General features: G+C 63.3%; 14 protein-coding genes. 11 read left to right on the top strand and 3 right to left on the bottom strand.

Annotation, left to right across the window (positions count from 1 at the left end):
* The first annotated feature begins 5 nt into the window (after positions 1 to 5).
* From flgE to flgL, 8 genes are read left to right on the top strand one after another with little or no spacing between them, the layout of a single operon-like run.
* Positions 6 to 1,250: a flagellar hook protein FlgE gene (gene flgE / locus VA599_RS13705; protein WP_021477267.1), complete on the top strand. Its 1,245-nt coding sequence runs from the start codon at positions 6 to 8 to the stop codon at positions 1,248 to 1,250.
* 15 nt (positions 1,251 to 1,265) lie between these two features.
* On the top strand, positions 1,266 to 2,006 hold the full coding sequence (locus VA599_RS13700) for a flagellar basal body rod protein FlgF (protein ID WP_346789057.1): 741 nt from the start codon (positions 1,266 to 1,268) through the stop codon (positions 2,004 to 2,006).
* Positions 2,007 to 2,040: 34 nt separating this feature from the next.
* Entirely contained in the window at positions 2,041 to 2,823 is a 783-nt protein-coding gene (gene flgG, locus VA599_RS13695) for a flagellar basal-body rod protein FlgG (RefSeq protein ID WP_021477265.1), read from the top strand.
* Between the two features lie 39 nt (positions 2,824 to 2,862).
* Positions 2,863 to 3,546 (top strand): flagellar basal body L-ring protein FlgH, encoded by a 684-nt coding sequence (locus tag VA599_RS13690; RefSeq protein ID WP_021477264.1) that lies wholly within the window; start codon positions 2,863 to 2,865, stop codon positions 3,544 to 3,546.
* A gap of 20 nt (positions 3,547 to 3,566) precedes the next feature.
* Positions 3,567 to 4,664, top strand: a complete 1,098-nt coding sequence (locus VA599_RS13685) for a flagellar basal body P-ring protein FlgI (RefSeq protein WP_031296417.1) — start codon at positions 3,567 to 3,569, stop codon at positions 4,662 to 4,664.
* Between the two features lie 53 nt (positions 4,665 to 4,717).
* Positions 4,718 to 5,677: a flagellar assembly peptidoglycan hydrolase FlgJ gene (gene flgJ, locus VA599_RS13680; RefSeq protein WP_021477262.1), complete on the top strand. Its 960-nt coding sequence runs from the start codon at positions 4,718 to 4,720 to the stop codon at positions 5,675 to 5,677.
* A 50-nt stretch (positions 5,678 to 5,727) separates the two neighbouring features.
* On the top strand, positions 5,728 to 7,539 hold the full coding sequence (flgK, locus tag VA599_RS13675; protein ID WP_021477261.1) for a flagellar hook-associated protein FlgK: 1,812 nt from the start codon (positions 5,728 to 5,730) through the stop codon (positions 7,537 to 7,539).
* Between the two features lie 11 nt (positions 7,540 to 7,550).
* Positions 7,551 to 8,486: a flagellar hook-associated protein FlgL gene (gene flgL, locus VA599_RS13670; protein WP_021477260.1), complete on the top strand. Its 936-nt coding sequence runs from the start codon at positions 7,551 to 7,553 to the stop codon at positions 8,484 to 8,486.
* 63 nt (positions 8,487 to 8,549) lie between these two features.
* On the opposite strand, the gene astE is transcribed toward flgL, so the two are convergent.
* Positions 8,550 to 9,539: a succinylglutamate desuccinylase gene (gene astE, locus VA599_RS13665; RefSeq protein WP_346789056.1), complete on the bottom strand. Its 990-nt coding sequence runs from the start codon at positions 9,537 to 9,539 to the stop codon at positions 8,550 to 8,552.
* A 469-nt stretch (positions 9,540 to 10,008) separates the two neighbouring features.
* On the opposite strand from astE, the gene speA reads away from it, so the two are divergent.
* On the top strand, positions 10,009 to 11,889 hold the full coding sequence (gene speA / locus VA599_RS13660; protein ID WP_021477258.1) for an arginine decarboxylase: 1,881 nt from the start codon (positions 10,009 to 10,011) through the stop codon (positions 11,887 to 11,889).
* A gap of 63 nt (positions 11,890 to 11,952) precedes the next feature.
* Here the strand turns inward: speA and VA599_RS13655 are convergent, their stop codons facing one another.
* The gene (locus tag VA599_RS13655) at positions 11,953 to 12,480 is read right to left on the bottom strand and encodes a GNAT family N-acetyltransferase (RefSeq protein ID WP_104947446.1); all 528 of its coding nucleotides are present in this window, start codon (positions 12,478 to 12,480) and stop codon (positions 11,953 to 11,955) included.
* 112 nt (positions 12,481 to 12,592) lie between these two features.
* Positions 12,593 to 13,993, bottom strand: coding sequence for an L-serine ammonia-lyase (locus tag VA599_RS13650; protein WP_021477256.1), 1,401 nt, complete (start codon positions 13,991 to 13,993; stop codon positions 12,593 to 12,595).
* A gap of 515 nt (positions 13,994 to 14,508) precedes the next feature.
* Between VA599_RS13650 and VA599_RS13645 the strand changes: the two genes are divergently transcribed.
* Positions 14,509 to 16,200, top strand: a complete 1,692-nt coding sequence (locus tag VA599_RS13645) for a ShlB/FhaC/HecB family hemolysin secretion/activation protein (protein ID WP_346789054.1) — start codon at positions 14,509 to 14,511, stop codon at positions 16,198 to 16,200.
* Positions 16,201 to 16,236: 36 nt separating this feature from the next.
* Positions 16,237 to 19,608, top strand: a 3,372-nt coding sequence (locus VA599_RS13640; RefSeq protein ID WP_346789052.1) for a two-partner secretion domain-containing protein, incomplete at its 3' end; no start/stop codon positions are given.

Below are 19,608 nucleotides of genomic sequence, written 5' to 3'. Positions count from 1 at the left end.
TTGAGATGGGCTTTCAACAAGGTCTGAGTGGTCTGAACGCGGCGTCCGTGCAATTGGACACCATAGGCAACAACGTGGCCAACGCCAATACCGTCGGCTTCAAGAGCTCGCGCACCGAGTTCGCCGATCTCTACGGCAACAGCTTGTACGGCATTACCGCCACCACGCCGGGCATCGGCACCCAGGTGCAGGCGGTGACGCAGAACATGGGCAACGGCAATCTGGACTCCACCGGCCGCAGCCTGGACTTGGCGATCAATAACGCCGGCTTCTTCATCATGGGCTTGCCCAACGGCACGCAGGCGTATACCCGCAACGGCCAGTTCCAGGTCAATAGCCAGGGTTATCTGGTCAACACGGCCGGCAACTTTGTCCAGGGCTGGACGGCGAACTCGAGCGGAACCGTTTCCCAGGGGCCGGTCGGCAATCTGCAACTGACGACCACGTCCATCGCTCCGCACGCCACCACCAAGCTGAGCATGCCGGTGCAGTTGAATTCCAATCAGAAAACGCCCACCGGCGTACCCATCAACAATCCGGCGGACGCCACATCGTATAACTGGCCGAATACCGTGCAGGTGTTCGATAGCCTGGGCAACCCGCACCAGATGGTGTTTTATTACTCGCTGACGGCGTCCGCGGCCACTGGCAATACCTGGACGGTCAATGCCTACGTCGATGGCAAGCCGACAACTACCGGCGCGGGCGCCAGTTTCAATTTGAATTTCGATACCAGCGGCAATCTGACCGGCTTCACGCCTGTGCCGATCACGTTCACCACTACGCCGGTGAACGGCTCGGCGATCCCTCAGACCGTAACCGTGGATTTCGCCAATTCCGTGCAGAACAACCAGCAGTTCGGCACCTTGTCGCCGCAGATTCAGGACGGCACGGCGCCGGGCACGCTGCAGGGCGTGAACATCTCGGCTAACGGCATGATTCAGGCCAGCTTCTCCAATAGCCAGACCAAGACCATAGGCCAGGTGGCTCTGTCGACCTTCGTCAATCCGCAGGGCTTGCAGGACATCGGCGGCAATATGTGGGTTCAGACCGGCAATTCCGGTTCGCCGACGGTCAATAATCCGGGCGCTGGCAATGCCGGCACCTTGTCGTCCGGCCAGGTGGAGGATTCCAACGTCAACCTGACCAATGAGCTGGTGAACATGATCACCGCGCAGCGCTACTACCAGGCCAACGCGCAGACGATCAAGACGCAGGACACGCTGATCCAAACCTTGTTGAACATCTAAGCGGCGGATTGAAGCATGGATAGAGTGCTGTACCTTGCGATGACCGGCGCCAAGCATGAGGCTTGGCAGCAGGCGACTACCGCGAACAATCTGGCCAACGTCAACACCAATGCCTTCAAGGCGGATCTGGCGGCATACCGGGCGCTGCCGGTGATCGGCGACGGCGCGCCGACCCGGACCTATGTCGTCGACAACACCATCGGCTTCGACGCCAGCCAGGGCGCGCTGCAGCATACCGGCAATCCGTCCGATTTCGCGCTTGGCTCGCCGGGCTTCTTCGCAGTGCAGGGCGCGGATGGGCAAGAATCGTATACCCGCGACGGCGGCTATGTGCTGGACGCCAATGGCTTGATGCACACCCGCACCGGTCTTGTCATCATGGGCGACGGCGGCCCGATCACGGTGCCGGCGGGCACCCAGGTTCAGCTGGGCCAGGACGGCTCGGTGATGGCGGCGCCGCTGACCGGCGCCAATCGCGCGCCGCAGCTGGTGGGGCAGATCAAGATGGTCAATCCCGGGCCCAAGGATGTGTACAAGGGCGATGATGGCCTGTTTCACGTCAATGGCGGCGGCACGCTGCCGGCCAGCGCCGATGTCAAGCTGGTGCCGGAAACGCTGGAAGCTTCCAATGTCAATTCGGTGGAGGCGCTGGTGCAGATGATCTCCCATGGCCGCCAGTACGAACTCAATATCAAGATGATGCAAACCTCGCAGCAGAACGATCAGCAGGCTGCGCAGTTGCTGTCCACGAGCTGATGCCGGGGCAGAGGAAAGAACAAGGTAAAACGCCATGATGCGCGCACTGTATATCGCCAAGACCGGCATGGACGCCAGCCAGTTTCAGCTGGACGTGGTATCCAACAACCTGGCCAACGTCAACACCATAGGCTTCAAGCGCAGCCGAGGCATATTCGAAGAGCTGTACTACCAGACCCTGCGCCAGCCGGGCGGACAGCTTGCCAACGGCAGCACCTTGCCTTCGGGTCTGCAGATCGGCACCGGCGCAGCCGCCGTCGCGACTGCTCGCATCCACGCTCAGGGCATTCCCACCCAGACCGGCCAGCCGCTGGACATGCAGATCGACGGCGATGGTTTCTTCCGCGTCCAGTTGCCCAACGGCACCACCGCGTATACCCGCGACGGCGAGTTTCAGCGCAACTCCAACGGCGATGTGGTGACCGCGATGGGCTACCCGATGAACCCCAACATCAATATCCCGGCCAATGCGACGCAGATCACCGTGTCGACTGCCGGGGTGGTGCAGTACACGCTGCCAGGCGCGACCGCGCCGCAGACGGCTGGCACGATTCTGTTGACCACCTTCATCAATCCCCAGGGCCTGGAGAGCACGGGCGGCAACCTGTATCTGCAGACCGCGGCTTCCGGCGATCCGCAGGATGGCGACGCTCAAACCGACAACCGGGGTTCGATCCGGTCCGGTTTTCTGGAAATGTCCAACGTCAACGTGACCGAGGAACTGGTCAACATGATCACCGCCCAGCGCTCGTTCGAGATGAATTCGCGCGCGGTGACCACCGCCGACCAGATGCTGCAAAAATTGAGCAATCTGTAACGATGGGCCGAGCGCGGCCGGCATGATGGGAGTAGGGCGATGAAAACCAATCTGGCGATTTTGCTGTCCGCGGCGGCTTTGCTGACGGGATGCGTGGTGCAGGAGCCGCCGCTGGTGCAGGGCCCGACCACGGCGCGGCCGCAGCCGCGCTCGGTGGGCCTGCCGGCCAATGGCGCCATCTTCCAGGCGGCCAGCTACCGGCCGATGTTCCAGGATTCGATGCCGGTGCAGGTTGGCGATACGCTGCAGATCACGATTCAGGAGAATTCCTCCACATCGCAGTCGGAGCAGACCACCGACACCCGCACCTCCGGGCTGACGTCCAGCATCACGGCGGGGGTGAAGATCCCCTTCCTGCCCAGCGGTCTGGCCAGCGGCCTGGGCGGCACCAACTTCAACAGTTCGGGCACCGCCAACAATACCGGCAAGGGCAACAACCAGGTCGCCACCACCTTCGTCAGCTCCATCACCGTGACGGTGATCGACATGCTGGCCAACGGCAATCTGGTGGTCAGCGGCGAGAAGCAGGTGCGCATCAACAGCGACACCGAGTCCATCCGCCTGTCCGGCGTGGTCAATCCGCGCGATGTCTCTCCGGATCGCACCGTATCGTCGCTGAAAGTGGCGGACGCCCGCATCGAACAGCAAACCAAGGGCAACAACCGGCTGTACAACGAGCCGGGCTGGTTGTCCAAGATTTTCATGTCGCTGCTGCCGATTTGAGCGCGGCGAGGGATGGGATGATGAAGAAATGGATCGTGCTGGCCAGCCTGTTGCTGGCCTCGCTGCCGGCCCTGTCGGCGCAGCGTTTGAAAGATATCGCCAATATCGGCGGCGTGCGCCCCAACCAACTGATCGGCTATGGCCTGGTGGTGGGTCTGGACGGCAGCGGCGACAAGGTGACTTCCTCGCCGTTCACCGGCCAGGCGATGACCAATATGCTGAACCAGTTGGGCGTGCAGGTTCCGCCGGGCACCAAGATCGACCCCAAGAACGTGGCCGCGGTGACGCTGACCGCCACCTTGCCGCCGTTCGCCAAGCGCGGGCAGGCGATCGACATCACCGCGTCGTCGATCGGCGACGCCAAGAGCCTGCGCGGCGGCACGCTGCTGCTGTCGCCCTTGAAGGGCGCCGACGGCCAGATCTACGCGATGGCCCAGGGCAATGTCGTGGTGGGCGGCGCGGGCGCGTCGGCCGGCGGCAGCTCCACCCAGATCAATCAGCTGAGCGTGGGCCGCATTCCAGGCGGCGCCACGGTGGAGCGGGAAGTGCAGACCGCGCTGGGCGACGGCGAATTCATTCATCTGGAACTGCAGGAGGCGGACTTCACCACCGCCAACCGCGCGGTGCAGGCCATCAACAAAGTGTTCGGCTCGGATACCGCCCGCGCGGTGGATGGCCGGCTGATCGAGGTGAGGGCGCCGTTCGACAGCAATCAGCGCGTGCAATTCCTGTCGCGGATGGAAAATATTGCCGTCGATCCGGCAGATCTTTCCCCGCTGGTCATCATCAATGCCCGCACCGGCTCCATCGTGATGAACCAGGCGGTGACGCTGAGCTCCTGCGCGGTATCGCACGGCAATCTGTCCGTCACCGTCAACAACACGCCGCAAGTGAGCCAGCCCAACCCCCTGTCCGGTGGCAAGACCGTCGTCACCAATCAAGCTGAAATCACCATCAACAGCACCAGCGGCAAGGTGGTGGGCCTGAAGGGCGGGGCCAACCTGTCCCAGGTGGTGAACGCGCTCAACGCGCTGGGCGCCACGCCGCAGGATCTGATTTCCATCTTGCAGGCAATGAAATCGGCGGGTTCGCTGAAGGCCGACTTGCAGATTATTTGAATCTGGCGCGACTGTGGCATGATTGTTGCTTTTTACGCGGCGAGGAGTGATTGATGACCGCTAAATTCCAGTCTGTTCTGCCGCAGGACGCGCTCAGCCACCAGTTGGCGATAGATCCGAGCCATCTGCGCAGCCTGCGTGCCAAGGCCGCTTCGGATCCAAAGGCCGCCGCGCGGGAGACTGCCGCACAGTTCGAGTCGTTGCTGATGGGCACCATGCTGAAAGCCATGCGTGAAACCAAGTTCGATGATTCGGACCAGTCCAACAGCATGGATACCTTCCGCGGCCTGTCAGACCAGCAGATGATCCAGGCGATGAGCGCCAACGGCGGCCTGGGGCTGGGGGACATGATCTACCGCCAGATCGCCAAGCAGTCAGGTTTCAGCCCGGACGAGGGCAAGACCGCGCTGACGCATCGGCAAGCCGGTCCCGCGTTGATGGTTCAACCGGCGGGGCAGCGCATGCTGCAGGCTTACCGGAGCGCGCAGTCCGAGGCTGACGGCGCAGTGGCCAGCCTGGTCCAGCCGTCCGCTCCGCAAACGGGGGGCGGCAAGAGTTTCGCCAGCAACTTGTTGCCGCATGCCCGCGGGGCGGCGCAGCAACTGGGCGTGGCGCCCGAATGCGTGGTGGCCCACGCGGCGCTGGAGAGCGGCTGGGGCAAGCGCACGATACGCAACGGCGATGGCTCGGACAGCCACAACCTGTTCGGCATCAAGGCCGGTTCGGACTGGCAAGGCAAGACCACCACGATCATGACCACCGAGTACGTGGGCGGCGCGCCGCAGAAACGGATGGAAACCTTCCGTTCCTATGGCTCTTACGCCGAGGCGTTTTCCGATTACGCCAAAGTGCTCAAGGGCTCCTCGCGTTACAAGAACGTGTTGAACCAGGGGCAGAACATGTATGGCTTTGCCCAGGGGCTGCAGGCAGGCGGTTACGCCACCGATCCGCGCTATGCGCGCAAGCTGGTGGACGTGGCGGCGAGTCTGGCGCAACAAGTCGCCAAAGCTTGATCAAGTTTTGGCGCAAACAGCCGATAAGGACGGCAGGATAGGGGATAATCATGGCAATCGTCGGAGCAGACATATTCAGCATCGGCCTGAGCGGCCTCAACGTCGCTCAGAACGCGTTGTCGGTGACGAGCAACAACATCTCCAATGCGGCCACGCCGGGTTACAACGTCGAATATCTGACCCAGGCAAACCGTCAACCGCAGAATGCCGGCTTCGGCTTTCTGGGGCAGGGCGTGGACGCCACCAATGTGCTGCGCACCTATAGCCAGTTCCTGTCCACCCAGGTGCAGAGCGCGCAAGCCAACAGCAGTTTTTATTCTTCGCAGCTGCAGCAGTTGAACCAGATCAACAATACCATCGCCAACTCGACCCAGAGCCCGAATCCGGCCATGCAGTCCTTCTTCGGCGCGTTGCAGACGCTGTCGCAGCAGCCGGCATCGCTGCCTGTCCGCCAGAACGTGCTGAGCATGGCGCAGGCGCTGGCCACCTCGATGACCTCGCTGAATAGCCAACTAGTGCAGATGCAGCAGGGGATCAACGGCCAGATCGACACCACAGTGCAGAGCATCAACGCCCTGGGCCAGCAGATCGCCGATCTGAACCAGAAGATAGGGTCTGCGACCGGTGGCAATGCCTCCGCTCCCCAGGCGCAGCCCAACGGGCTGCTGGACGCGCGCGATCAGGCGGTGCTGCAGCTGAACAAGCTGGTGGGCGCGACGGTTTCCATCGCCAGCGACGGCTCCTATACGGTCAATATCGGCAGCGGCCAGACGCTGGTGATCGGCGGCACGGTCAATCAATTGACTACCCAGGCCGACCCCAACAACAATACCAATCGCCAGGTCGGTTTCGTCAACCCGGCCGGCGGCTCGCCCATCATCCTGCCCAACAGTGTTCTGGGTAGCGGTCAGCTGGGCGGGCTGCTCAATTTCCGCGATGGGGCGCTGTTGCAAGCGCAGAACCAGCTGGGCACGCTGGCGATCAATTTCTCGGCAGCGATGAATTACCAGAACTCGCTGGGTTTGGATTACAACGCGCAGCCTGGCGGACCGATTTTCCAGGACTTGTCGTCTTATGCGGCCAATCCTCAATATGCGGCGGGGCAGTTCCAGGTGCTGATGGGAGATCCGAAGGCGCTGGCCACAGCCTCCAATATGGTGCCTACGGGCACGGCGGGTGGCACTAGCGGCGTGACGATGACGGGAGTGTGGTCCTCGTTGCCTGGCACCTACGCGGGCAGCATCAATGGTTCGCCTCCGACTTTGCCGTTCCCGACCAAGGCGACCCATCCGTCCACCGGCATGACCAATATGACGATCACGGCATCGGGCACCGCGCCGGTGGCGATGACCGCGACCATTACTGGCCCCAATGGCGGCGGCCCATACAATGTGGTGGCCAATACCGGCCAGCCCAACAGTTACAAATTGCAGACCACGGCGGTGCCGCCGGTCGATGTCGGCATCGGCTTCCAGCTGTCCGGCACGCCGGACCTCGGCCAGAGTTTCACCGTGGGTCCCGCGACGGTGGGCGCGCCCAATTTGAAGGCGTCCGGCGATAACAGCAACCTGCTGCAACTGACCGCCCAGCAGAATATCAATTTGGTCAATAATCAGTCGTATCAGGTTTATTACACCTCGATGGTGGCTTCGATTGGCAACCAGGGTTTCGCCGTCGGGCAGATGAATTCCGGCGCGCAAAAAACGCTGGAGCAAGCCACTACCAACAACTCGAATTATTCAGGCGTGAACCTGGATCAGGAGGCGGCCAATCTGATCAAATACCAGCAGTCCTATCAGGCCTGCAGCAAGGTGATACAGATTGCGCAGAGCACCTTTTCCAGCATCCTGAATATCATGTAAGGAGAGCGGCGATGCGCATCAGCTCGACAACGCTATATCAGTCCGGCGTGAACAATATGTCGAACCTGCAGGCTCAGCTGGTCCAGGTCAACACGCAGATCGACTATCAGAAGCGTGTGGTGACTCCGTCGGATGATCCGGTCGCCGCTTCGCGGATAGAGTTGCTGAATACGTCCAGCGGCCAGAATACGCAGTACAAGGCGAATACGCAGGCGGTGGATAGCTGGCTGTCGTATTCCGACACCTCGCTGAAGAGCGCGATCGACCTGATGGGCTCGTTGAAGAGTCAGGCGATCTATGCCGGAAGCGGCGCGTTGTCCACCACGCAGCTGCAGGCGATTCAAAAAACGGTGAAGGAAGGCTTGTCCGAGCTGGTGGGCTATGGCAACGCGACCGACGGCAACGGTAGCTATTTGTTCAGCGGCAATCAGATCAACACGGCCCCTTTCGCGTTGGATCTGTCGAACAACCCGCCGACCATCGCCTACAACGGTGATGATGGCCAGCGCAGCGTGCAAGTCAGCGCTTCGCGGATCATGGCGATTTCCGATCCGGGCAATATGGTGTTTGGTTCGCTGGCAAGCGGCGGCAGCCCCACTGCTGCTTTCGATTCGGTGATCAATCTGTACAACCTGCTGGGTCAGAATCCCAAGCCGGCCAATTTCCCGACGCAGATAAACAACATCATCAACCAGATGAGCGATGCCACTCAGCAGATGAATATCGGCTTGGCCTCGGTGGGCGCGCGCGAGCAGGAAAACTCGAACCTGCAAAACATGAGCGACAACCTCAATCTCCAGTACAACAGCGGCATCAGCTCTTTGCAGGATCTCGACATGGCGCAGGCGATTTCCCAGTTCACCCTGACCCAGACCTCGCTGCAGTACACGCAGAAGACCTATGCCCAGGTCGCGCAGCTGTCTTTGTTCAATTACATTTCCGGCTGATACGCCTTTTGGACGAAAACGGGCCGCAATGCGGCCCGTTTTCTTTTGCGCATTCCGACTCGCTCAGCCCAGGCTGGCAGGTTCCACCACGATGCCGGCGCGCAGTCCCGGCTTCACCGCGGGGTTGGGGAACAGGATGCGCTCTTCGCCGCCGCAGGCCACGTAGCGGACATCGCCGTCCTCGGCGATCAGCATGCCGTCCGGCAGCACGGTGAAATTCTCGACGTCGTCCGCAAGGTGCAGGTGGAAGGCCTCGCTGAGTTTGACCAGATCGTATTTGGCGCGGAACAGGGGCAGCGGCGCCGCTTGCGAGCCGCAGGCGGCTGGTTCGGCGGATAGCAGCGCGCGCAGCGCCTGGTCGATGCCCGAGAAGCGCGATAGGTCGTTCTGGCCGAATGGGCGCGCCTTGCCAAGCTCTAGCGTGAAGGCGTCCGCTCCGCAGCGGCGGCTGGTGTGATAGCTGAAGGTATTGGCCGGCTGGCTGTGCAGCAGCACGGCCTCGACTCCGCATTGTTGCAGCCAGGCTAGCTGCTCGCGATTGTGAGCGCGTTCATGAATGAAGGGGTAGATAGCGAATTTTTCAAACGCCGAGCCGCGGATGGCGGTGTGAAGGTCGTAATGCAGGCGGGGGCCGCGAGAAGGCGCGAAGAAGGCCTCGGCCACGCTTTCCAGTTCCGCGGCCCGCGCCGACTCGGGCCATTCGGCTTGTTTGGCGTGGGCGCCGTTGAACAGACGGTTCATGTCGTAGCCGCCGTAGCGCACGCCCTGCCGGATGGCATCCAGGTTGGCGAACATCACCAGCAGGCGGCAGCGCAGCGCCAGCCGGTCTTCGGCGATGTCGCGCAGCATGCCGTCCACCACTTCGATGGGCGCGGTCTCGTTGCCATGCACGCCGCAGGACAGCAATACAGAGTCGGCATCAACGGCGCCGCCATTCAGCTCCACGCAGCCAGGGGCAAGCCAGCGGGCCTCCAGGCCGCCGGGCAGCGGCCATTCTGCGAGTGCGGGTGGCGTGGAGAGCGCGTGCTGCAGGAAGGAGGGCGTGTGCGTCATGGCGTGGCGGTTCGATGGCAGTGGGTGATGCCCGATTGTAATCGCGGCCTGTTCTCCGGTCATGTCGCGGCGCGGCAGCGGGGTGGGGATAGTGTTGCGAATCTGGTTAAAAAGCTTGTCGTTTGCGAAAAAGCAGGCCTGCTTGAGGAGGGCGCGGATGGTGCCCGATGTCATGGCTGGGCCGGGGCCGCGCGCGCAATCCTTTGTTTTGCTTGCCTTGATTTTTCCAGCTGGAGGATGCTGTTTGGGAGCGGCGGCGGAAAACGATTCGGACGAGTGCGAACGAGTGCATTTTTTTACTTGTCAATCAGCGAGATGTTGTTACAATCCGCGCTCGTTTGCGCTATGCAACAACTGACAATTCATTCTGTTTCGCTCCGACATCCCAGGCCCACATAAAAGCTGTAGAGCCCGAAAGCCGTGCACTAAGGAGCGGGGTTATCCATCATAAGTTCTGAGAGGAAAACTCATGGCTTGGTCTGTGGCTGATAGCCGGAGCCTGTATGGCATCCGGCATTGGGGGGCTGGTTATTTCGACGTCGGAGACAACGGCAATATCGTCGTGCGTCCCAATGTGCGCCAGCGCAAGGAAATCGATCTGTATCGCCTGGTGAGCGATCTGGGCGGCAAAGGCCTGGATCTGCCGCTTCTGGTCCGTTTTCCGGACATTCTGCAGGATCGCGTGACCCGCCTGTGCGGCGCCTTCGACAAGGCCATCGCCGAACAGGGCTACGGCAACCGCTATACCGCCATCTACCCGATCAAGGTCAACCAGCAGGAAGCGGTGGTCAAGAGCATCATCGCCACCCAGGACGTGTCCATCGGCCTGGAAGCCGGCTCCAAGCCCGAGCTGATGGCGGTGCTGGCTTTGGCGCCCAAGGGCTGCACCATCGTCTGCAACGGCTACAAGGACCGCGAATTCATCCGTCTCGCGCTGATCGGCGAGCGTCTGGGCCACCAGGTGTTCATCGTGATCGAGAAGGAGTCCGAGGTCGAGCTGGTGATCGAGGAGTCTCGCAAGCTGGAAGTGCGCCCGAATATCGGCCTGCGCGTGCGCTTGTCGTCGCTGGCGTCCAGCAAGTGGTCCGACACCGGCGGCGAGAAGGGCAAGTTCGGGCTGTCCGCCGGCCAATTGATCTCAGCCACCGACAAGTTGATCGAGGCCGGCCTGGGCGACTGCGTGCGCCTGATGCACTTCCACATGGGCTCGCAGATCGCCAATATCGCCGATTACCGCCTGGGTTTCCGCGAAGCGATCCGCTATTTCGCCGAATTGCGCGCGCTGGGCCTGCCGGTCGACCATGTCGACGTCGGCGGCGGCCTGGGCGTCGATTACGACGGCACCCATTCGCGCAACGACAGCTCGATCAATTACGACATGGATGAATACGCGCACGTGATCGTGTCCATGTTGTCCGAATTCTGCGGCGAAAACGGCATTCCGCATCCGCGCATCCTGTCCGAGTCCGGCCGCGCGATGACCGCCCACCACGCGGTGCTGCTGATGAATGTGACCGACGTCGAGCGTCTGCCCGATACGGTGGCGCCGATCGAGAACGCGGAAGAGCTGTCGCTGCCGCTGCGCAAGCTGGTGGAACTGGCCAACCTCAACGACGAGGAGCTGGTCACCGAGATCTATTACCGCGCCAGCCATTGCGTGTCGGAAGTGAGCGAGATGTACGCCGAAGGCCGCCTGTCGCTGAAGGAAAAGGCGTTGGCCGAAGACCTGCACGCCACGCTGTGCCGCCGTCTGCACAACCAGCTGCAGGCCAGCCAGCGTTCGCAGCGCCAGGTGTACGACGAGCTGACCGACCGCCTGGCCGACAAGTACTTCTGCAACTTCTCGGTATTCCAGAGCTTGCCGGACACCTGGGCCATCGACCAGGTGCTGCCCATCATGCCGGTGCATCGCCTGGCCGAGCAGCCGACCCGCCGCGCGGTGCTGCAGGATCTGACCTGCGACTCCGACGGCAAGCTGAAGCAGTATGTGGACCAGCAGAGCATCGAGTCCAGCATGTCGGTGCACGAGGTGAAGCAGGGCGACGAGTACCTGATCGCGGTGTTCCTGGTGGGCGCTTACCAGGAAATCCTGGGGGACATGCACAATTTGTTCGGCGATACCGACTCGGTCAACGTCTACGTCCGCGAAGGCGGCGAGCTGGAGGTTTCCGGCATCGAAGAGCATGACACCATCGAAGACATGCTGCGCTACGTGCACTTGTCGCCGGAGGACTTGATCAACCGCTACGAGGCCAAGACCCGCGAATGCGATCTGAACCCGGAAGAGCGCAGCCTGTACTTCGCCGAGTTCTGCCGCGGCCTGAAACAGTCGTCGTATCTGGCAGTTTGATCTACGCTTTCGCCAGTAAAAAACCGGGCCTTGAGCCCGGTTTTTTTGCGCCTGGCGCGCCGATCAGACTGGATCGGAGCCTGGCGGGACGAAATACAGGCTGGGGCCGTCGATGCCGGGCAAGTCCAGCGTGCGGTCGTAGACCAGGCCCAGCTTCTCCAATACCCGGATCGAACCCTGATTGTGTGGCGCGGTGATGCCCACCACGTAGTGGATATCCAGTCGCGCGCGTCCGTGCTCCAGACAGGCGGCGCCGGCTTCGCTGGCGTAGCCGCGGCCCCAGTGGCGCGCCAAGAATGCGTAACCGATGTCGGGGTGGGGCAGGCTGTCGCGTTTGACCAGGCCGCAGATGCCGACGGGCTCGCCGCTATCGCGCAGCGCCACCATCAGCAGACCGTGGCCATGCTGGCGGTAGCTGGCCTGCGGGCCTTTCTCGATATAGTTGCGCGCGCCGGCCAGATCATGCACATCCTTGTCGCCGATATTGGCGAGGAAGGCAGGCTCGTTGACCAGCTCCAGGATGAAGGGGGCGTCGCTTTCCTGCAGCGGGCGGAGCAGCAGGCGCGGCGTTTCTATGTCTAGTGAGTGCACGGAATGAAGCTCTGGTGTGGGTGGGACAGGCTACAGTGTGCCAGCGGGCAGGGGCTTAGCCAATAAAAAAAGCCGCGGCTAAAACCGCGGCTTTTTTGCTTGGCGCAGGAGGTCAGCACTCGACGATGTTGACCGGCACCTCGATCACGTTGATGGCCAGGCCGCCGCGCGCGGTTTCCTTGTACTTGGTGCTCATGTCCATGCCGGTGTCGCGCATGGTCTTGATCACGCGGTCCAGCGACACGAAGTGTTGGCCATCGCCGCGCAGCGCCATCCGCACCGCATTGATGGCTTTCACCGAAGCCATCGCGTTGCGTTCGATGCAAGGCACCTGCACCAGGCCGCCCACCGGATCGCAGGTCAGGCCCAGATTGTGCTCCATGCCGATTTCGGCGGCGTTCTCCACCTGTTCCGGCGTGCCGCCCATCACTTCGCACAGCGCGCCGGCGGCCATGGAACAAGCAGAACCCACTTCGCCCTGGCAGCCGACTTCGGCGCCGGAGATGGACGCGTTCAGTTTGAACAGGATGCCGATGGCGCCGGCGGTCAGCAGGAAGCGGACGATACCGTCGTCGCTGGCGCCCGGCACGAAGCGGGAGTAGTAGTGCATCACCGCCGGGATGATGCCGGCCGCCCCATTGGTGGGGGCGGTGACCACGCGGCCGCCGGCGGCGTTTTCTTCATTGACGGCCAGCGCGTACAGGTTGACCCAGTCCATCACCGTCAGCGGGTCGCGCATCGCGGCTTCCGGCGAGGCCAGCAGCTTGCGGTGCATGTCGGCGGCGCGGCGCTTCACTTTCATGCCGCCCGGCAGGATGCCTTCGCGCTCGCAGCCGCGTTTCACGCAGGCCTGCATCACGTTCCAGATGTTGAGCAGGCCGGCGCGCACTTCTTCCTCGCTGCGCCAGGACAGCTCGTTCTCCAGCATGATCTGGCTGATGCTCTTGCCGTGGCGCTGGCACAGCGCCAACAGCTCGGCCGCGCTCTTGAACGGGTGCTTCAGCTCGGTGACGCCCGGCGGGACGAAGCCGGCGTCGATCGCCGCCTCATCCACCACGAAGCCGCCGCCTACCGAGTAGTAGGCGCGCTTGGACAGGCTTTCGCCGGCCGCGTCGAAGGCTTCGAAGATCATGCCGTTGGGGTGGTAGGGCAGGGTTTTCTTCTTGTGCAGGATCAGGTGCTCGCCTTCGACGAAATCGATCTCGCGCTTGCCCAGCAGCTTTAGTTTGCGCTGTTCGCGGATGGCGGCCAGCATGCCGTCCACGGCATCGGTGTCGACCAGGTCAGGCTGTTCGCCCTGCAGGCCCAGCAGCACCGCGACATCGGTGCCGTGGCCCTTGCCGGTGGCGCCCAGCGAGCCGAACATCTCGGCGCTGACGCGGACGGTGGCGTCCAGCTGGCCGTCCTTTTCCAGGCGGCTGATGAATTGGCGGGCGGCGCGCATCGGGCCCACGGTGTGGGAGCTGGATGGGCCGATGCCGATTTTGAACAGGTCGAAAACACTGATTGCCATGGTAATGCTTCTCTAAGGGAAATTCCCGGCTCGGGCCGGGTTGTTGTCGGGCGCCGCGAAGCGTCTCTTAGTTTGTATTGTAATGGTTGCCGGGCGAGGGTGCGCGGGCGGCGGATGATTGCGCCGCAGGCGAGCGGTCCGGTTGGCTCGTCGGCAGATTACCGCAGAGCGCAAGCCCGCACCACCCTGTCGAGAATATGGTCTTATTTGGAATATGTCGTTGTTTTTTTAGGGAATGAGCGGATCCAGGGTGTGGCGCGGAGAGCGTCGTGGGACTGAAGTCAGAATAGTTGTCGTATTTTTGCTTGCAAGATTTATATGTCATTTTTGGCATTAAAAACCTTATCTATTGCATTTTATGAAATTTATACGTTTTGAATGACTAAATCGAGGGCTTATCAATCTCTTGCAGATTAATTACGTATTTTTACGTAATTCGATTACGTAAACAAATTGTTAACATTTAAGGCAAAATTTTAAACAAATTTAAACATTTACTCTAAATTATTCCCGCGATGAACTTTGCCTCCAAAGCCGCCCGCCTGGGCGGCTTGCTCTTTCCCGCCTGGGTTTGCGCCGCCACCGTGCCGGACGCGGTGCTGCAACAGAACGACCAACAGCTCCGCCACCAGCAACAACAACTGGAACAACGCCGTCAGGAACTGCAGCAGCGCCCGGACGTGTTCTCCCCGTTGCCGGCTGCATCGCCGCAGCCGATTGTTCCTGCTTCCGATGCCCAACGCTGCTTCGCCCTGACGCGGGTGGAGCTGGAAGGCGCGCCGGCCGGCTGGCTGGCCTGGCTGCAGCCGCTGGCCGACTCTGGCCTGGCCGGCTGCGTCGACCTGGCCCGGATCAACGGCCTGACGGCGGCGCTGACCAACGAGATGGTGGCGCGCGGCTTCGTCACCAGCCGGGTCTACCTGCCGGAACAGAACCTGCGCGGCGGCCAACTGCGGCTGGCGGTGGTGCCCGGCCGCATCCACGCGATCCGGCTGAAGGCGGGCGGCGGCGACATCGGCCTGCGCAGCGCCTTCCCGGCCGGGCCAGGCGACCTGCTCAACGTGCGCGACCTGGAACAGGGTCTGGAGCAGTTGGGCCGAGTGCCAGGCCAGCAGGCGACGATGGAGCTGACGCCGGCCGACGCGCCGGGCGAGAGCGACGTGGTGGTGGATAGAAGCGGCGGCCGCTTGCTGTCCGGCATGCTGTCGCTGGACGACTCCGGCCAGAATGCCACTGGCCGGCTACAAACGACCGGCAGTTTGACGCTGGGCGGCGCGACAGGCCTCAACGACGCGTTGTCGCTGTCCTGGAGCCAGGACGCCGAGCATCTGCGGCATCCGCTGAGCCAGTCGGCGTCGCTGTCCTGGCTGCTGCCGCTGGGCAACTGGACCGGCTTTGTCAGCTATAGCGGCTTCGCCTACCACCAGACGGTGCAGGGGGTGAACCAAAGCTTCACCTCCAGTGGCGACAGCCGCAACACGCTGCTGTCGCTGTCGCGGCTGTTGCGGCGCAATCAGAGCGGCAAGACCGAGCTGAAGCTGAGCCTGACGCGCAAGGCGTCGCGCAGCTTCGTCGAGGACGCCGAGGTCGTGCAGCAGCGGCGCGACCTGACCATCGCCGGGCTGGAGCTCAGCCATCGCCAGTATCTGGGCGAGGCGGTGCTGGATGGCTCGATCAGCTACCAGCGCGGCATCGGCGCCTGGGGCGCGCAGCCGGACACGCTGGCGGCGCTGGGCGGCCCGACCGCCCGCCACGAGCTTTACCAAGGCAGGCTGGCGCTGCAACTGCCGCTGCATGTCGCATCGCAGACGCTGCGCTGGAGCAGCGAGCTGCGCGGCCAGTACAGCCCGGACCTGTTGATGTCCAGCGAGCAGTTCTCTCTCGGCTGCCGCTGCACGGTGCGCGGCTTCAACGGCGAGACGCTGGTGGGGCAGAGCGGCTATTACCTGCGCAACGAACTGAGCTGGCCGCTGCCGCCGGCCGGACCGCTGGCGCTGGAGCCCTACCTGGGGCTGGATGCCGGCCAGATTGCGCGCCCTACCTACGATGTTGGTCCGGTCCGCAGCCTGTCCGGCTGGGCCGCCGGCCTGCGCATGAGCTTGGGCGGCCATCTGTCCGCCGAACTCAGCCACGAGCGCGCGCTGCACCAGCCGCAGGGCTGGGATCGTCCCGCCATCACCCATTTCTCGATTACCGCGCAGTGGTGAGCCCGCTGCCCTGTCCCGTCTTGTTGAGCTGACATCATGAACAAACACCTTTATCGGATCATCTTCAATCAATCCCGCGGCCAACTGATGGTGGTGCAGGAAGACGCCTGCGGACAGGGCAAGGGCAACGGCGCCGAGGGCGTCGCCGCCACGCTGGCGGCGGTGTGCAAGGCATTCTCCCTGCGCCTCAGCGTGTTGTTGATCGGCCTGGGATTAGGCAGCAGCGCCCTGGCGGCCGACATCATCGCCGATTCCAACGCCGCAGCCGGCAAGCAACCGGGCGTGATCCAGTCGGCCAACGGCCTGCCGGTGGTGCAGATCGCCGCGCCCACCGCCGCCGGCGTATCGCACAACCAGTACCAGCAGTTCAACGTCGGCCCCGGCGGCGCGCTGCTCAACAACAGCGCGGTCAACGTCAATACCCAGCTGGCCGGCTATATCAGCGGCAACCCAAATCTGAAGAACGGCAGCGCCCGCATCATCCTCAATGAAGTGACGCAGGCGAATCCGTCACAGCTGCGCGGCTACCTGGAGGTGGCTGGCCAGCGCGCGCAGGTGGTGATCGCCAACCCCTGGGGCATCACTTGCAGCGGCTGCGGCTTCATCAACACCCCGCAAGTCACGCTGACCACCGGCGCGCCGCAACTGAACGCCCTGGGCGCGCTGACCGGCTACCAGGTGGCCGGCGGCCGCGTCAGCATCGACGGCGCCGGCCTAAACGCCGCCAATATCGATAGCTTCGCCATCATCAGCCGGGCGGTGTCGATCAACGCCAATCTGTACGCTCAGAAGCTGGACCTGGTGCTGGGCCGCAACCAGGTGGACGCCGCCACGCTGGCGGCCCAGCCGTTGGCGGCAAGCCCGAGCGACGCCCCGGCCTTCGCGCTGGACGTGGCGCAGCTGGGCGGCATGTACGCCAACGCCATCAAGCTGGTGGGCACCGAGAAGGGCGTCGGCGTCAATCAGCTGGGCACCATGGCGGCCCAGGCCGGCGATCTGCAACTGACCAGCGCCGGCGACTTGATCCTGCGCGGCCAGACCCACAGCCGGCAGAACCTGATCCTGCAGGCCGACGGCCAATTGCGGCACGATGGCGTCACCCGCGCCGAGGGAGCGATCCAGGCCGATATCGCCGGTCAGACCGCCCTGAGCCAGGCGCTCAGCGCCGGCGGCGACCTCACGCTGAACACAGGCTCGCTGCAGGGTGACGGCGCGCTGGCGGCGGGGGCCCAGGCCGACGGCAAGCTGACCGACCACGGCCGGCTGGCGGTGGCCAGCGGCGGCATGCTGCAGCACAGCGGCCAGTTGCTGGCCGGCGGCGACGTCAGTCTGAAGGCTGGCCAGGCCGACCTGTCCCAAGCCACCGTCAGCGCCAGCCACGGCGCGCTGGACATCCGCGCCGCCGGCGACGTGAACGCGCAGCAGGCCCGCCTGAGCGCCGCCGGCGCCGCCCGGCTCACCCTAGATGGCCAGCTCGACAACCGTAGCGGCCAGCTCGCCGCCGCTCAGGTGGACCTCCAATTGGGGGCGCTGGACAACCGCCAGGGCAAGATCGTGCAGACCGGGCAAGCGGACTCGGCCTGGCGCATCAACGGCCAGGCCGACAATCGCCAGGGCGTGCTTGCCAGCGCCGGCCGCGACCTGAAGCTGCAAAGCGGCAACCTGGACAACCGCGGCGGCGAGATCAGCCATGCCGGCGCCGGAGCGCTGCGCCTGAGCGCGGACGCGCTCGACAACCGCGAACAAGGCCGCATCGCCAGCGACGGCCGGCTGGACGCGCAGGCGGCGCAACTGGACAACCGCCAGGGGCGGCTGGTCGGCGTCCAGTCGGCGGCGGTCCGGGCCCAGAGCGAGCTGCGTAACGACGGCGGCGTGCTGGGCAGCGATGGCAAGCTGGACCTCGCCGCCGGCGCGCTCGACAACGGCAGCGGGCTGATTCAGTCCGGTCAGGACCTGCAGCTCACGGCTAATAGCCTCACCAACGCCGACAAAGGCCAGATTCTGGCGCTGGGCAAGGATGCCGCCAGCAAGGTGGACGTCAGCGGCGAGCTGCGCAACCAGGGCAAGGTCGCCGGGAATGCCGACCTGACCGTCAACGCGGCGACCATCGACAACAGCAAGGGCACCTTGCAGGCGGCGGCTAGCTTGAATCTGACCAAGCAAAGCAGCCTGATCAATGACGGCGGCCATATCGCCGGCCAGAGCCTGAAGCTGAACGCCGATTCGCTGAGCAACCAGGCGGGCGAGATCTACGCCCAGCAGCAGCTGAGCAGCCAACTCAAGATCCTAGACAACAGCAAAGGCAGCCTAATCGGCGGGCAGGGTGTCGACCTCACCGTCAGCAGCCTGCTGCGCAACGACGGCGTGGTCGGCAGCGATGGCCAAGTGAAGCTGAGCGCCGGCAAGCTGGACAATGCCGCCGGCACCATCCAATCCGGCAAGGATCTGCAGCTTACCGCTAGTAGCCTCACCAACGCCGACAAGGGGCAGATCCTGGCGTTAGGCAAAGACGCGGCGAGCAAGGTGGACGTCAGCGGCGAACTGCATAACCAGGGCAAGGTGGCCGGCAACGCCGACCTGACCGTCAGTGCCGCCAGCATCGACAACAGCAAGGGTACCTTGCAAGCGGCCAGCCATCTGGAGCTGTCGAAACAATCCAGCCTGATCAACGACGGCGGCCATATCGCCGGTCAGAGCCTGAAACTGAGTGCGAACAACCTGAGCAACCTTGCGGGCGAAATCTATGCTCAGCAGCAACTGACGAGCCAGCTGAAGACTCTCGATAATGCCAAGGGCAGCGTCATCGGCGGACAAGGCGTCGACCTCACCGTCAGCAGCCTGCTGCATAACGACGGCGTGCTTGGCAGCGACGGCCAAGTGAAGCTGACCGCCGGCAAGCTGGAGAATGCGCAAGGCGCGATTCAATCGGGTAAGGATTTGCAGCTCAGCGCATCAAGCCTGACCAACGCCGACAAGGGTCAGATCCTGGCGTTGGGCAAAGACGCGGCGAGCAAGGTGGACGTCAGTGGCGAGTTGCATAACCAGGGCAAAGTCGCCGGCAACGCCGATCTGACCGTCAACGCGGCGACCATCGACAACAGCAAGGGCACGCTGCAAGCGGCCAGCCATCTGGAGCTGAGCAAGCAAAGCAGCCTGATCAACGATGGCGGCCATATCGCCGGCCAGAGCCTGAAGCTGAACGCCGATTCGCTGAGCAACCAGGCCGGCGAGATCTACGCCCAGCAGCAGCTGAGCAGCCAACTCAAGACCCTAGACAACAGCAAAGGCAGCCTGATCGGCGGCCAGGGCGTCGACCTGACGGCGACCGACAGCCTGCACAACGACGGCGTGGTCGGCAGCGACGGCCAAGTGAAATTGAGTGTCGGCACGCTGGAGAACGCTGCCGGC

Origin of the sequence: Chromobacterium indicum (genome assembly GCF_039708975.1) — a bacterium.
GTDB lineage: Bacteria > Pseudomonadota > Gammaproteobacteria > Burkholderiales > Chromobacteriaceae > Chromobacterium > Chromobacterium piscinae.
Note: the sequence above shows the minus strand (reverse complement) of the source record. Positions and strands in the feature narration are given on the sequence as shown.

What these genes read in the sequence shown, in the direction of transcription:
- flgE (WP_021477267.1), top strand. Translation starts at nt 6, where the DNA reads ATGGGCTTTCAACAAGGTCTGAGTGGTCTGAACGCGGCGTCCGTGCAA.
- VA599_RS13700 (WP_346789057.1), top strand. Translation starts at nt 1,266, where the DNA reads ATGGATAGAGTGCTGTACCTTGCGATGACCGGCGCCAAGCATGAGGCT.
- flgG (WP_021477265.1), top strand. Translation starts at nt 2,041, where the DNA reads ATGATGCGCGCACTGTATATCGCCAAGACCGGCATGGACGCCAGCCAG.
- VA599_RS13690 (WP_021477264.1), top strand. Translation starts at nt 2,863, where the DNA reads ATGAAAACCAATCTGGCGATTTTGCTGTCCGCGGCGGCTTTGCTGACG.
- VA599_RS13685 (WP_031296417.1), top strand. Translation starts at nt 3,567, where the DNA reads ATGAAGAAATGGATCGTGCTGGCCAGCCTGTTGCTGGCCTCGCTGCCG.
- flgJ (WP_021477262.1), top strand. Translation starts at nt 4,718, where the DNA reads ATGACCGCTAAATTCCAGTCTGTTCTGCCGCAGGACGCGCTCAGCCAC.
- flgK (WP_021477261.1), top strand. Translation starts at nt 5,728, where the DNA reads ATGGCAATCGTCGGAGCAGACATATTCAGCATCGGCCTGAGCGGCCTC.
- flgL (WP_021477260.1), top strand. Translation starts at nt 7,551, where the DNA reads ATGCGCATCAGCTCGACAACGCTATATCAGTCCGGCGTGAACAATATG.
- astE (WP_346789056.1), bottom strand. Translation starts at nt 9,539, where the DNA reads ATGACGCACACGCCCTCCTTCCTGCAGCACGCGCTCTCCACGCCACCC.
- speA (WP_021477258.1), top strand. Translation starts at nt 10,009, where the DNA reads ATGGCTTGGTCTGTGGCTGATAGCCGGAGCCTGTATGGCATCCGGCAT.
- VA599_RS13650 (WP_021477256.1), bottom strand. Translation starts at nt 13,993, where the DNA reads ATGGCAATCAGTGTTTTCGACCTGTTCAAAATCGGCATCGGCCCATCC.
- VA599_RS13645 (WP_346789054.1), top strand. Translation starts at nt 14,509, where the DNA reads ATGAACTTTGCCTCCAAAGCCGCCCGCCTGGGCGGCTTGCTCTTTCCC.